The sequence below is a fragment of the bacterium genome, assembly GCA_023382385.1.
Taxonomy (GTDB): Bacteria; Electryoneota; RPQS01; order RPQS01; family RPQS01; genus JABWCQ01.
Map to the genome: position 1 here is coordinate 330,835 of JAHDVH010000002.1, position 14,832 is coordinate 345,666.

The window sequence follows — 14,832 nt, forward strand, 5'->3', positions numbered from 1 at the left end:
TCAGGCCATCCTCCACTGCGCGAGCAGCGTGCGCGCGACGCGGAAAGCGTCTTTTGCACAACCATTGACCGACACGCCTCGATAGCCTGCTCCCGTCAGGATAAATCCCGGAAGTTGTCTTTCGAGAAGCTCCAGTTCTCCGATACGGCTTAGATGACCTTGCGTATACTGGGCAATGCCCTTAGGGTGACGGAAAATCCGACGGAAGCAAGGCGCGCTCTTCACGTTGTACAAACGGCGGTGCTCGTCGGCGGCGATTTGCTCAACTTCGTGATCTTTCAGGTCCACTATCTGGGGATCATGCGCTCCGCCGATCATGGTGCGAAGCAGATGGAATCCGTGCGGAGCCTGATTGGGGAAGATGGCATCGCACCAGAGCGATCCCAGTGCGCGGTAGTCCTCACCGCGCGGGATTAAGACTCCGAAACCATCCAGAGGATGACCGACATCAGCGATGGGATGCGCGTGGGCGACCACATCGATTGGAGCGTAGGGAATTTCCCGTAGCGCTGAGGCGGCGTTTGAGGACACAGCATTGAGAATCTCGGCTGCGGCGTATGCGGGACATGCGAGGACGACGGCGTCCGCCGTAAGGGTTCTGCCTTTTGCGTGAACCTCAAAGACTTCACCACGCGGCCGCAAGGACTGGACGGGCGAGTTCGTAATGATGTCAGCGGCAAGCTGCTGTGCGAGAGTCTCGGTAAGTTCACCCATGCCGTTACGAAACGTCGTGAGCGTCGCGGCCGCTCCGGCAGGTCCGCCCGTCAATTCGCCGGACTGTTTGGCAGCACGCTTCTTCGCGATCATCGCGCGCATCAGACCGCCGTACTCGGTTTCCATCTCAACCATTTTAGGAAAGACGGCGCGCAACGAAAGTTCTTTGGCGTTGCCCGCGAAGATTCCGGAAACCATCGGGTCGATCATGTATTGCGCGAAGTCTTCTCCAAGGCGACGCCTGGCGAAGTCATAGACGGATTCGTCATAACCATTGCGCTTGGCCGGAATAACCGGTTCGAGCGCCATGCGCAGTTTTGCTCCGACAGGCAGGATGTCCGACTGCAGGAACGAGCGCGGAGAGAGCGGCACTTCGCGCATCTTGCCATGATGATAGATGAAGCGCTTGCTCGCGTGTCCGGAGGCACGCACCAGCCGCTGCTCGAGGCCGAGAAGTTTGACAAGCTCAAGCGTCGCAGGTTCATTGTCGAGGAAACCGTTCGGTCCCCATTCGCAGAGAAAGCCTTCGGCGAGTTCCGTGCGCGTCGCGCCACCAGTGAAAGCTGCGGCTTCCAGAATAGTCACCTGCGGGTCTGCTCCGCGTTCGCGCGCGAGGGTGCGAATCAGAAAGGCGCTGGCCAGTCCGGCGACACCTCCGCCGATTACCACGACGCTTGGCCGAAGGGGATTAGCAGGCAACGGCATGACAGGACTCCCGCAACAAATTGAGTAACGCAGCGGAGAAGCGCGTGTCGTCATTGAAGACGCGCACGCGAACATACTTCTTGACACCCTTCCGCTCAACAATTTCCTTAGCAACGGAATCGAGATCGTAGAGTGTTTCGAGACAGTCGGAAACGAAGCTCAGGGGCATCATGACGATGGGATCGTCACATTGGGTCCATTCAGAGAGCACATCTTCCATATATGGTTTCGTCCATTCGACGGGTCCGACTTTGCTTTGATAGGCAACTATCCAGCGCGTTCCGTGCGGCAAGCTCCGCGCGAGTTTTTCCGCTGTAGCACAGACGCGGTCAGGGTAGTCGTCACCTCGGTTTACATAGATTTTCGGAATGCCGTGAGCAACAAACATGACGCGCGCGCGCGGACCTGCTTCCGACAGAGCATCGCGAAGGTAGTCCCACCAGATCGCCAGCATGCTCTCCTCCTGTCCCCAGTCTTCAATGTAGTCGAACGTCAGGTGACAGGACTTAGCTGCTCGTCGGACTTCTTTCATCACCGAACCGGTCATCGTGTGCGTGTAGTGGGGGAAAAGCGGAATGACGTTGAGATGACGGATGCCTTTTCCGGCGAGCGCGGCAATCGCTTCAGGGATCGTCGGCGAAATATAGCGGAATGCCCACATCACCTCGGTTTGTTCGCCGCGCAGGGAGAGTTCGTTCAAGATGTTTTGTCGAAGAGCTTCCGTCCAATCGAAAAGCGGACTGTAACCGCCAATGCCTTCATATCGCTCGGCGACTTCTGATGCGCGGCTCCGTGCAATGAGCGACGCAAGCGGCTTGCGGATAATCGCCGGAAGGTCAATGATCGCGGGATCGCTGAAGATTTCACGCAAATAGGGTTCTACGTCGATGCGGCGGGCGGGGCCGCCCATATTTACCAGTAGGATTGCTTCACTCATCATCTATTCCTACAAGGTTTTCGAGTAGACGACGTTCGCCTGATCGGCGAGGTAGCGATCAAAGGGCATGGCAAGGTTCCTTACGAAGAGCTGCCCAAGCGGCGTGACGCGAAATCCGCCGTTGTCGCGTTTGACCAGCCCGCTGCTCTCGAAGGAGGAGATGTGATCGATTGCCGAGTTCATTCTTGCCACGAATTCGTCACCAAGCTCGTGCATATGCTTGGGCAAGTTGATCTCAAGATTGCACATCAAGTGGTTGATAATCTGTTTGGTTGTCCGGTCATCGGCACTCAGTTCGTGTCCGCGCTCGAGGGGCAGGCGGCCCGCTTCAACCGCGTCAGCGTAGGCTTCCGGTGAGGGGATATTCTGAGTGAAGAGATTGCGAAACTCGCTGATTCCGGAGCAGCCGAGTCCGAGCAGTTCAAGGCCGCGCGTGGTGGTATAGCCCATGAAGTTGCGCCAGAGACGGCCTTGATTCTGAGCGAGGGTCAGATCATCGTCGGGCAGCGCGAAGTGATCCATGCCGATGCCCACATAGCCGGAGTCACCGAGCACGCGATGGGCATCGAAGATCATGCCGAGGCGCTCACGCGAGGAGGGCAGATCATTCTCGTCGATGGCGCGCTGATGTTTCATCCGCGACGGCAGGTGAGCGTAACCGAAGCAAGCAAGTCGGTCAGGCCGCAATCCGGCCACGGCTTGCAGGGTTTCCAACCATGTTGTGCGCGTTTGACGGGGCAGCCCGTAAATCAGATCAATGTTGATGCTCGTGAAGCCGTACTCGCGGGCGCGGGTGATGAATCCGGTGATCTCATGTAAATTGTACTCACGCCGCACGGCTGCCTGCACTTCAGGATTCAGATCCTGCAATCCGGCGGAAATGCGGCGGAAGCCGCGTGCGGCAAGCAGCTCGAGATGTTCGTCGGTGGTGACACGTGGATCCACTTCAACGGAACGATCCGCGACGGGTGCACCGGGGATTTTCTCAATCAACAGATCAAGCATGCCCGCCAAGCGATTCAGCGGAACATATGTGGGAGTTCCGCCGCCCAAGTGCAATTGACTGTGGCGAACAGGGCGCACGAACTTGCTTGTGACCAGCCGGATTTCACTTTCGAGCGCATCCATGTATCTATTCATGCGCGACTCGTCATGGGTGATGTGCGCGTTGCAGCCGCAATAGAGGCAGCGTTGACGGCAGAACGGCAGGTGCACGTAGACGGCGATACTCTCTTGCTCTTGTCCCAGCCTGTGTAAAGCATCTACAAACGCTTCTTCGCGGACCGGAGCATGCCATACGGGAACAGTCGGATAAGAGGTATATCGCGGCCCGCGGCCATCCAGCTCGTTGACCAGCGCGAAGGCTCGCTCTTCAGAGATGTCGTGCCAGCTTAAGCGGTTCATGTCTATTCTCCGCGAATTTCATCGAGCAGAATGTCGACGTGCTCGATAGGCGTTTCGGGCAGAATCCCGTGGCCAAGATTGAAGATGTGGCCGCGCTGCGGCGCCTCATTCAGAATCTGACGAGTGCGCGCGCGGATCGTCCGCTCATCGGTCAGCAGCAGGATGGGATCAAGGTTTCCTTGCAGTGCGACACGCTGACCGAAGCGGCGGCCTGCCTGCTCAAAACTCATGCGCCAATCCAGGCCGTAAACAGTTGCTCCAACCTTCGCCGCAGACTCAAGGTGCATACCGTTCAGAACGAAGTAGGTGAGCGGGACGTCGAGCGATCTCAATTCGGAGAAAATCCGCTGCAAGTGCGGCAGACTGAACTCTGCGTATTCGTCGTCCGTGAGAATCCCCCCCCACGTGTCGAACAGCTGGAGCGCATCGGCACCGGCCTCGACTTGCGCGCGCAGATAAGAGATGGTTAACGTGCTGAGTTTCTCCATGAGCTCGGAGAACGCGTGCGAGTCCGCATACATCATCCGTTTCGTGCGCCTGAAGGGATCGGGCTTGCCGCCTTCAATCAGATAACAGCCCACGGTGAAGGGTGAACCTGCAAAGCCGATCAGGGCTTTGTCATCGGGAAGCTCGCGACGAATCAATTTGACGGCATCGAGAACTTGGCCGAGTTCTTCCCGCGGGTCGAAGTCCCGCAGTTTGGAAACGTCGTTGTGCGCACGCACCGGCCGCTCAATCACAGGGCCGTGTCCACTGTCGAAGTGCAATCCTGCTCCGAGGGGAATTGCAAGCAACAGGATGTCGCTGAAGAGGATGGCGGCGTCGAAATCGAAGCGGCGAATCGGTTGCAGGGTAACCTCGCAAGCCAGTTCAGGTGTGTAGCAGACGGAGATGAAATCGTGCCGTTCTCGTACGGCGCGATACTCGGGAAGATAACGTCCCGCCTGCCGCATGAGCCATACGGGAGGAATGGCGAGCGCTTCACCGCGTGCGGCACGCACATACTTGGAGGTTGCGGTGCGCTGTTCAGATACAGGTTTCATTGCGGAAATGACTTCAGACATGATCGGGCTCGTGTTGCATGAGACTCGCGCGAACGGCTTTCGTGATGGATAGTGCGTCGGGGTGAGTGGCTGTAGAGATTCGTGAGTGTCCAAGTGCGCTTAGTGCACGTTGAGTCGTCGGGCCGATGGCAATGGCCGCGAAGGGCCACGGCAACGGCAGAGCGCGGTGAAGTGCATGCACGGCACTCGGTGCAAAAAAGACTGCTGCGTCCACCGGAAGATGCGATTGCAGTTGCCGGGAAAGTTCGCGTGGCTCGCGTGCAATCGTGCGATAGACCGGCAGCGCGTGTATTAATAGACCATTGCTGCGGCAGATGTCCGCAAAATCCGATCTGTGCTGGTCTGGACACGGATAGAGCAGTTGCGTCCCGAGCGGGAGCGTGCGGCTCAACTCTTCCGCGAGGTGCGCTCCGGTTCCCACCGAGGAGATGACTTCAGGCTCTTGAGCGAAGTACACTCGCACGGCGTTGGCGGTTGACTCACCGACGGCTGCAATCATGACGTCGAAGGGTAGAACCTGTTTTGTGCTCCGGAGTGCTTCAAAGAGTCCGCGCACACCGTTCGCGCTGGTGAAGGCAACCCACGGCGTGGCGATTTCCAGCTTTTCGGGAGTGATATACTCTGTTGTGGTGGCCGGAAGAGCCGAGCAAGCGAAGCCTTCCGCGTGCAGAAGGTCGCAGAGTTCGCTGCAGAGTTCCGGTTGACGGATTAACAACACCCGCTGGAGCATGCCTGACTCTGGGAAAGTTCGGTGAAGAGTTCCTGCGGCAACGCATCAGGCAGATTGCCGCGCACGGTGGCGCGCACTGGCCCGGACAGCGCGTCAAACCAGAAACCTTCCATGATCCACACGTCGCCGTTACGGGATGCGTATGCGCCTAACGGCAAGCCGCATCCGCCGCCAAACAGGGCCTGCAATTGCCGCTCGATGCGGGTTGCAGTGAAAGACTCAGCGTTGTGCACGGCCTCGCGCACTATGGAAAGACGCGAATCATCCGCGCGCATTTGAATAGCGAGTGCTCCTTGACCGGGGGCCGGAACAAACAGCGACGGAGCGAGACGTTCGACGCGAAACTCGGAGAGATCGAGCGCGAGCCTGCGAACGCCGGCACTCGCCAGCATGATAGCATCGTATTCGCCATCACGCAGTTTTCTTAAACGTGTCGGGACGTTGCCGCGCAGATCTTTGGTTTCCAGATCCGGACGCAACGCCAACAATTGGGTTTCGCGGCGGACGGCACTGGTTCCGACAAGTGCTTCCGGTTTCAGGAAGAGATCGTCTTCATCAGAGGTCGCAGCATCCGGTCGCATAATGAGCAGATCGGCGGCATCTTCGCGCGCAGAAACGGCGGCCAACGTCAGCCCTTCGGGGGCTCTGGATGGCATATCCTTATAGGAATGCACTGCGACATCTATTCTCCCGTCCAGCAGGGCTTCTTCGAGTTCTTTCGTGAAGTAGCCGCTGCCTTCCAGTTCGCGTAGAGGGCGGTCTGTGACTCGGTCACCCTGCGTGGTGATAATGTTGACCTCGATGGTCATATTTAACTTCTGTTCGAGGAAATTTTTCACCCAGTTCGTCTGTGTGCGGGCGAGGTCGCTGCCCCGAGTTCCGATAATCATGAGTTCGATCCGTAATTATGGTCAACTTTCGGCACTCAACATAACAAACACACCTCAATCGAGTGTCATGCAATTGTCACGAAGCGAATATGTAGCAAAGTCACGATCTATGACAGGAGGAAATTGGATATAAATAGTCACATTTGAGTTTCCGAAACTGTGCTTAGTATTCACAAAAGGTTAGTATCGAAGAGCGCGCAAAAGCGACTGGTTTGTTTGCACCAATTGGAACTTGGAAAAGAGGAGTTTGGAAGCCTACTCCTCCTATTAAGTCTATAACTGCACGATTGCACTTGACCCACAAAGGGGGGTTCGTGAAATCTTTCGCAAGATAATTCAACTGCTTAGTCGTCGTCGCAGCGGACGAATGTGTGTTGTGGAGTATCCACAGGTGCCTTTGCGTTTTCCTCTTCCATATTGTATCTTTGTTGCAAGCTTGAGTGCGGTAAAATGGCCTGTAAATCTGACAAATAAGGCCGATTTTACGTTCAAGCAGCCGAACAGACCGTCAACAGATGCGAACAAGAGTAATGTATACCCTCAAGTCCAGATGCAGTTTCAATTGCCGAACGGTGAAGACTCTGCTGTGGGTCGCGATGATGGTATTCGCTCAGTTGGCATGGTCGCAGACTTACGACATTACGCAGAGTCTTCGTTACCCGGCGGGTGACAACGGCAGTCCTCAGCCGACGAATTTGTATGTGGATCGTTACACGGGCGACATATTCCTCGCGGACGCTTCCACTTCGCGCATTGTCATTTATGATTCGCAGCGCCGCTTTAATTTCGAATTCTCGACGCGCAGTCACGTCGTATCACCGCGGAAAGTCGCGGTTGACGCGCAGGGCAGGATCTACGTCTTAGGCGATACGCGGACGCACACGCTGGCGGTGTTCGATTACAACGGCGAGTTTCTGAATCATCTTGATCTGACTGCCGAAGATGGTTCTCAACTGGAGCCTGCGGACTTCGTCTTAGACAATGAGAACAAGCTGTATCTCCTGTCCCTCGAGCCGCTGCGAATGAACACGTATACGTCTTCGGGTTCAGCGATTGAGCAGTTTGAGATACTGGGTGACGACGAAGCAACGCGGATGTCGCCGGTGATTGGAAACTTCCTGATTGACCGTGACCGGCTGCTTCTTCCGTTGCCGATAGCCGGAACGGTGGCGGTGATGGACCTGGCAGGCAAGCTGATTCGCTTCGTAGGCTATAGCGGCGGCGGACCCGGTGAGTTAAGTTTTCCGGCAGCGTGCTGTCCAACCGATGACGGCGGATATGTGGTTTTGGATAAGCACCGTCACCTGCTGCAGTTCATCGGGAGCGACGGACTTTACAAGTATGAGATCGGCGGAGCCGGATTGGTGGAGGGCTGGTTCTTTCACCCGACCGCATTGGCAAAGTGTCATGACGGGACGTTGCTGGTAGGTCAGATACATGCCAATCGCGTGCAGGCTGTTACGCCGCAAGTGACTCCGATTGTGACAGGCTCGTAATTCAAGGGACAACCCTTTTCATATATGCATACAATAACAAAAAACAAAGTTGTGAAACATTCCCCGATAGGGATGGATATCTCACGTCTAAGGAGGTCTCTAATGAGACGGTCGGTTCTTCTTTTCCTGGTAACGGCCGCGCTGGTTTGCTTGCCGTTATCGAACGCGCTGGCGTTTCATGATGAAGGTGTGGCGTATTGCGCGGGCTGCCACACGATGCACAATACGAACGGCAATAATGGGCTGGTTGACCCGTCAGGTCAAGGCTACCCGTATTTGCTGAAGTATGCGAACGCGACGGATCTATGTTTGTCCTGCCATGCCACGAGCCGTGGCGCGGTATGGATGGCCGATCCGATGGCTCCGGGTCCGGAACGCGGCCCGGGAAACTTTGCCTTCCTACTGGAAGACAATATCAATGACGGACGTCTTGGCGGCGCGAACCCGATTCCGGGTTGGCGTGCGGGTCACACCGTGATTTCACCGAGCCGCGGCACGGTGGCTGATGCCTTGAATCCGATTTCCCCGGGAGGCAACTACCCCGCCTCGCAACTGGGCTGCACGAGCTGCCACAATCCGCACGGCAACCAGAACTACCGTCTTCTGTACGGTGTCGGCGAGCGCGCGGAACCGGGTAACTTCAGCTACACTCAGCCAGCACCGATCGCGGAAGGTCTGCCTTTCTCCGGCGCAGGGTCGAGCGAAACGAACAGCAATCACATCGCATACAAGAGCGGTATGAGCGGCTGGTGCTCGAACTGCCATGGCAACTTCCATCAGAACGATACGCAGTATCGTCACCCGAGCGGCGTTGGCATGAGTTCAGCGATTCAGAACATCTACAACACTTACAACGGCACGATGGATCAGAATGGCGGCAGCCCTGCAACGGCTTATCTCGCGCAGGTCGCGTTTGAAGATCCTGACATGTTGATCACGTCGACTGCAGGCCCGGACGCTAACAGCAAGGTGAGCTGCATTTCGTGCCACCGTGCACACGCATCCAGCGCTCAGAATTCAGGTCGTTGGGACTTCAACGTTACTTTCTTCCAGCAGGATGGTGTTGAGTCCGGTTCTTATGTGATGCCGCAGACCTACAACAGCCCGAACCAGCGTTCGATGTGTAACAAGTGCCACAACAAGGATCGTAACAACCACAACCCTTTTTAGTGAATTGCGAGCCTGTAGATCCCTTCCCTCGCAAGCTATAGGCAGCAGTTCTTAACTTCGCGGGTTGGATACCGTGGTTCCCCGGTACCGCTTTCTCCCCGGCATGGGCCGGGGAACCACGGTGAATCTTTGTAGAGCGTTTTTGCTCTTTGATTAGACAAGAATTAAAAGGCTGCACACAGCGGCGGCAAAACTCGAATTACTGTGAAGGACCGGTTGCGGACCCTTATCCATGGCAACGGTCCTTCTTTTTGCCCCTGCATGTGACAGATAAACGATTACGCTTCATAACTATTATTGATTATATTTGAAAGCTCCGATGCGAGCGCGTTTTCGAGATATTTCAGGCCTGAACCGGGCCATCGCCACCAGCGTCTTTCTCCTATTTAGCATGTTGGTAGGGCCAGCGGATGTGCGGGCGGACTGGGGTGGGACAATTTCGGGCAACGCGACGACCTCCGAAGGGGGGGACACGCGCACCCGATCGTTGGATCAGCAATACACATTGTTCACGAGCGGAAGTCCGACACCAACAATTCGCTACTCATTGAGCGGATTGTTTCGCCACCTGCGGAGTCAAATCGGAGATGGCCCGTACTTGTGGAGTAATGAGGTCAGTCCGACAGGGGTCATCAACTGGAACATGGGCGTTTTGGACACGCGAGCCAACGCTTCCTATCGGGCGGATCGCGACGAATTGGGGACGAACAGGCTGACCAACCGCATGGCATCTGTTTACACACAAACAACTTGGCAGACGTTGCCGCGCCTGTATGGTTCCCTGAGCTGGGCTAAGAACGTCAATGATTTGGACTTATTGGGTTATGACACGCGCAGCCGCACGATGGCGGCAGGTGGAACATATAACCACCGCAGGCTCTATCTCAACTATGAATATTCGGACTACCTGACGCATAACGAGCTGGACGATATCGACCGCAGCTCCAAGTCGCACAACGGACGCGCGGATTTCGGCACCAGCCTGTTAAAACGCATCGTCAGCTTTCAGACAGGATATCAGATTACGTCGCGCAAGGAGAGTGAACGGTCATCCGCCACAGGTGAGACGCTGGTTCCGCTGCCGACGATGGCGGGGCTTTATCTTGCGGACAATTCACCGGAATTTGACGCATTGGAGAGCGCACCGTCGTTGGTAGACGGCATCACGGAGATTCCGGCGGGTGACTATAATCTCGTGAACGGCACGGCGCACAATTTTGGATTGGATTTCGGCGCGCCCGTCACCGTGGATCACCTCTTCTTATATGTGGATACGCTCGATGTCGGAACGCTCACCTGGTCGATTTGGCAAAGCTCGGATAATCTCACTTGGACACCTGTCGCGCGGGATGTGCGGGGGACGTTCAGGTCGCCGTTCTGGCGCTACGAGTTTTCCTTTGCTCCGGTCGAGACGCGCTACATTAAGCTGTCGCTCACTCCTCAGCTGCAAATCACTCCGATAGAAGTGACGGAGTTGCGAGGATTTGTCACGCGAACTCAGTTGGGGGATTTGGGACGCACGACGGATCATCGCGGTTCGGCCCGCATACAAGTTCAACCGGCAAAGTGGTTCGGGTGGGAAGTTGGCGGCGACGTGCTGCGGCAGAGTGAGACACAGTTTGCCTTGGCGCGCGAAGAAGATGTTTTTCAGGCCTCCACAAGATTCAACCGTCTCCGCCTGCTGGACACAGCGGTGCGCTACACGTGGAGCCGTTCCAATTACCTTGATGCGGGCGACCGAGACGTCCAGACGTCACTGATCAGCGCAATCGTAAGATCAAAGTGGAATCGCGCGCTGAGCACCGCAGGGTTAGTGGAGCGTTCGGACGAGCAATTGGACGAAGTCTTATCGCGGCGCAACAACCGACTGAGAGCGGATATCAATGCGCTGCTCTTTCCCGCTCTGCGCGTGACCTCTCAGTTTGCCTATGCCGAGGACGAGCGTTTCGCTACTGACGACGTGATTTTCACGCGTTCGGTGACCACCGCGTTCGAGGGTGAACCGACGACGCGCTCACAGATCACCGTGACGCACAGATATGAAACACAGAACGCTCATGTATCGGCTGTTCGCAAGTACCGCACGTCCGTCGGCGGCCGCTTGAACTACCGATTGACGGATAAGATCAGCATCACCACGAGCGCCACGACCTCCGAGGATCCGACTCGAACCGATCGCAGCTATGACGCCATTGTGGGATGGAATCCATCGCACAAGCTGTCCATCGGCGGCACGTTCAACAGGATCGAAGGTTCTTTGGCCGAGGACGCAAATCAGTATTCACTGCAGACGGTATACTATTGGACGAGCCGGACGGAAATCACGGCATCCTACTCGGTCAACGAGCGGGCGGACTTTGCCACAACTTATTCGTCACGCATATCGCTGCTTTCGCGATTTTAATCAGAACAATATTGGTTCCGGCAATGCACATTAGACTACAGATTGCGATTATCATTCTCTCTACGGTTCTTTCGGGGTGTGCGGCGAAACGCGCGACGGTTTTTTTGCATCCCGAGTATGACTTCGGTTTTGTAGAGCGAATCGCAGTCGCGAATTTCGAGAATTTGTCCACCGAGCAGGGTGTCTCCGCCTATGCGACGCGCTTGTTCATCACCGAAGTGCTCGCCGCGCAGGCGTTTGACGTGGTCGAGCCGGGTGAAACCGCACGGGTTCTGCGCGACATCGGTCAGACGCGGGCGGGCGAGCTTGACTTAGCCGGTCTTCGGCGCGTGGCGGACTCTTTGGGAGTTCAGGCAATAGTCTTCGGTTCAGTGGGTGAAGCCACCCAATTGCCGGGCCGTTCGTCTTCCACGCATGTTGTGAGCATCGATGCGCGCATGGTGGATTGTCAGACCGGAACCACAGTTTGGTCGGCGGCCGTTTCCGTGGGGGGTCCGGGTCCGGTTGCTCGCACGTTCGGAGCAGGCGACAATTCGCGCGGCGATGCGGTTCACAAAGCCGTTCGCAAGCTTGTCAAGCTGCTGTTGAGCTGATGCTCCGTCACCTGCTCATAGCGGCACATGTATTTGTGCTTCTTTGTCATAGCGTAAACGGACAGACAGTAGAACGTATTGCGCTGCTTCCGTTCACAGAGGAAGGTGTCGAACAGTCTGCACGTTCGATCGTCAATCAGCACGCGCGGCGGCTGCTGATCCGACAGGGATTCTCGGTTGCGGTGGAAGACTCCGTGTTGTCGGCGTTACGAGACTTGCGCATCAGGAACACCGCAGCTCCAACGCCGCACCAAGTTCGAGAGTTGTGCGCCTTGTTGGACGTCACGTCGATTATCACCGGAGCAATCCACAGATTCTCGGCGGAGAGCACGTTCACGGAGGCAGCACTTTGTGCGCGGATGATACGGGGCAAAGACACGCAGGTGCTCTGGAGCAATTGCGCGGTCAGTTCAGGAGGCGGAAACGATGCGCTATTGTCAACACCTGCACACGGGCAGGAGCGACTGGCAAAAGGGACCGTCAAGAAAGTCTTTCGTTCCTTAAAAGCAAGCTTGAAGCAATCAGACCGAAGAGTTTCTGGGATGACATTCCGGACGCGCAAGGGTCGGCTCGAGATTCCCTGCCAACGCGTGGCCATCATTCCGCCGGTGGACGAATCAGAAGCCCAATACGCAAGCTTGCTGATCAGCGACTTGCTTGCCGCGGAAATGCGCCGACGCGGATTCACGGTGCTGGACGCCGGAAGTGTTCGCAACCTGCAGCTTCAGACTGAGGATTTGCGATACGGACAGGCCGTAGATGTTGTAAGCCGCGCACTTGCGGACAGTCTGGATGCGGACCTCGTGATTACGGGAGCGGTCAGCGGGTTCACCTCTTCCCGACTTGCAGGCCTGGGGAGCGTTCCTGAAGTTTCGCTGGAGCTGCGGATGATTGAGCCGAAGCGGAACCTTGTATTATGGGCGACGAATCTGCGGCGCACGGGACAAGACAAGCAACGATTTTTCAAGCTCGGCGCCGTGCACAGTCCGGCACGCCTTGCACAGGATATGATTCACGATTTCGTAAACGACCTGCATATCACGCGGTCACACGTCACATTGACCAACCAACCATAGTATGAACCGATTACTTATCTTGCCTTCGCTCGTAATTGTGACGCTGTTCGGAACCGCGTTCGCACAGGCACCCGCAGTCCTCGCCACCGTAAACGGCGAAGAAATCACAACGGACATGCTGGCTCGGGAGTTGGGCCGGATCCACGCTGCACAGACAACCGAAGTGCAGCGCACGGACTTCGACTTTGAACGGCTGGTACAGTCCATGATCAATAATAAATTGATCGTACAGGACGCCTACGCACTGGGGTTGGATCAGGAAAAGACGATCACGGAATCCGTTCGCTGGTTTCGCGAGATGATTGCCTATCAGCAGTTAATCGCCGACATTCAGCCGAAGAATCTTGAGATTCCGGAAAGTGAGTTGCGTGCGGGATTTGAGCGTTACTTCCGCAGAGCGATGCTGAGACTGATATGCGTGGCGGACTCGGGTTTTTGCGCCAGCCTTGCCGACAGTATTCGCAACGGCGTCTCGATGGCTTCGCTGGCTTCGCGCTACGCGATTGACAAGTATCGTGACCTCGGCGGGGATGCCGGAGTATATCCATTATATAGTCTTCCCGAAACACTGTTTGAGAAGCTTGAAGGCGCTCGCACGGGTGAACTGCTCGGCCCCCTTTATTTGTGGAGGACATGGGCCTTGGTGCGACCTGACGCATTCTTGCCGCCGGACAAGGCAGTGTATGACAGCGTGAAATCGGTTATCTACGAGCAGCTCTGGTCGGACAAGGCGACGGCGATTCGTAACGAGTTCATCGAACGCGAAGCGGAATCCATTTTGGTCTGGGCGGACTCCGCAGCGGTGGATTCAATTCCGGAACGCATCGACTTGAATATGCCGGCCAGCAAGCGGGTGGTGCTGCGCGTCGGGAAGTCGCGTGAACTGCTTGAAGACGAACTTCAGAACAAGTACATTCACCGCTTTGTGTCGCGCAAGGATCGCGATGCGCGGGAAGTGTTGTGGGAGGTTTTCAATGAGCAGCGCCAAATCATGTTGCTCAAGGAAATTGCACATAAGCAGAAATACGTGGATGACCCGCGATTAGACGAGGAAGCCGAAGCTTTCAAAGACTCGATGATGATCGTCCGCTACTTGGAGTCCGTCATTGCTCCGACTATCAAGATCAGCGACGCCGAGATCAAAGCTTATTACGATGCGAATCCCGACAAGTTCCACAAGCCGGGCCGCGTGCGGGTGGCAATCATCACTCGCGAGACACAGGAAGAAGCGCAGATGGACTATGAGCGGATTCTGGCCGGCGCAGATTTCACCTGGATAGCCAAGCAGTATTCGATTGACGAATACAAAGATCGCGGCGGCTTGCGGGAGTGGGCGGATCTTGAGAAATTTCCGAGCATGATCGCCGAGCAGATCGAGATGCTTCCCATCGGCGGGTGTCTCCCTCCGCTACTGGGAGATGAGGGCTTTGTGGTGTTGAAACTGGTTGAGCGCGAGCCTGGTCCGCGCCGTTCGCTCGACGAAGTGCGGTCGAGTATTCGCGGACATATCGAGCAAAAGAAGCAACTCGAAGCAATTGAAGCGACCATCCGCGACTTGCGGAACGATTCGGAGATCGTGATCAACCAACAAGCCATTCAGAGCTTGCAGGCCGACACTCCCCGGAACAACTGAACTAACCGAGAACTTC

Annotated in this window: 12 protein-coding genes; 6 read left to right on the forward strand and 6 right to left on the reverse strand. The window is 56.2% G+C overall.

Going from position 1 to position 14,832, the window contains the following annotated elements:
* Genes hemG through hemC form a run of 6 tightly spaced genes read right to left on the reverse strand, consistent with a single transcriptional unit; the run spans window position 1 to window position 6,444 of the window.
* Entirely contained in the window at window positions 1–1,419 is a 1,419-nt protein-coding gene (gene hemG, locus KJZ99_05650; protein MCL4305379.1) for a protoporphyrinogen oxidase, read from the reverse strand.
* Window positions 1,403–2,356, reverse strand: coding sequence for a ferrochelatase (gene hemH, locus KJZ99_05655; protein ID MCL4305380.1), 954 nt, complete (start codon window positions 2,354–2,356; stop codon window positions 1,403–1,405). Before hemH ends, hemG begins: the two co-directional genes overlap by 17 nt.
* A 9-nt stretch (window positions 2,357–2,365) precedes the next feature.
* The gene (gene hemN, locus KJZ99_05660) at window positions 2,366–3,760 is read right to left on the reverse strand and encodes an oxygen-independent coproporphyrinogen III oxidase (protein ID MCL4305381.1); all 1,395 of its coding nucleotides are present in this window, start codon (window positions 3,758–3,760) and stop codon (window positions 2,366–2,368) included.
* A 2-nt stretch (window positions 3,761–3,762) separates the two neighbouring features.
* On the reverse strand, window positions 3,763–4,803 hold the full coding sequence (gene hemE / locus KJZ99_05665) for a uroporphyrinogen decarboxylase (GenBank protein ID MCL4305382.1): 1,041 nt from the start codon (window positions 4,801–4,803) through the stop codon (window positions 3,763–3,765).
* A 13-nt stretch (window positions 4,804–4,816) separates the two neighbouring features.
* Window positions 4,817–5,554, reverse strand: coding sequence for a uroporphyrinogen-III synthase (locus KJZ99_05670; GenBank protein MCL4305383.1), 738 nt, complete (start codon window positions 5,552–5,554; stop codon window positions 4,817–4,819).
* The gene (gene hemC / locus KJZ99_05675; GenBank protein ID MCL4305384.1) at window positions 5,533–6,444 is read right to left on the reverse strand and encodes a hydroxymethylbilane synthase; all 912 of its coding nucleotides are present in this window, start codon (window positions 6,442–6,444) and stop codon (window positions 5,533–5,535) included. Before hemC ends, KJZ99_05670 begins: the two co-directional genes overlap by 22 nt.
* Window positions 6,445–7,016: 572 nt before the next feature.
* Here hemC and KJZ99_05680 point away from each other — a divergent pair.
* The 6 genes from KJZ99_05680 to KJZ99_05705 all read left to right on the forward strand — a co-directional run bounded on the left by KJZ99_05680 (window position 7,017) and on the right by KJZ99_05705 (window position 14,816).
* Window positions 7,017–7,940: a hypothetical protein gene (locus KJZ99_05680; GenBank protein ID MCL4305385.1), complete on the forward strand. Its 924-nt coding sequence runs from the start codon at window positions 7,017–7,019 to the stop codon at window positions 7,938–7,940.
* A gap of 102 nt (window positions 7,941–8,042) precedes the next feature.
* Entirely contained in the window at window positions 8,043–9,110 is a 1,068-nt protein-coding gene (locus tag KJZ99_05685; protein ID MCL4305386.1) for a hypothetical protein, read from the forward strand.
* Between the two features lie 319 nt (window positions 9,111–9,429).
* Window positions 9,430–11,514, forward strand: a complete 2,085-nt coding sequence (locus KJZ99_05690; protein ID MCL4305387.1) for a hypothetical protein — start codon at window positions 9,430–9,432, stop codon at window positions 11,512–11,514.
* A gap of 23 nt (window positions 11,515–11,537) precedes the next feature.
* Window positions 11,538–12,107: a hypothetical protein gene (locus KJZ99_05695; GenBank protein MCL4305388.1), complete on the forward strand. Its 570-nt coding sequence runs from the start codon at window positions 11,538–11,540 to the stop codon at window positions 12,105–12,107.
* Window positions 12,107–13,183, forward strand: coding sequence for a hypothetical protein (locus KJZ99_05700; GenBank protein MCL4305389.1), 1,077 nt, complete (start codon window positions 12,107–12,109; stop codon window positions 13,181–13,183). Before KJZ99_05695 ends, KJZ99_05700 begins: the two co-directional genes overlap by 1 nt.
* 1 nt (window position 13,184) lies before the next feature.
* Window positions 13,185–14,816, forward strand: coding sequence for a peptidyl-prolyl cis-trans isomerase (locus KJZ99_05705; GenBank protein ID MCL4305390.1), 1,632 nt, complete (start codon window positions 13,185–13,187; stop codon window positions 14,814–14,816).
* Window positions 14,817–14,832: the final 16 nt, after the last annotated feature.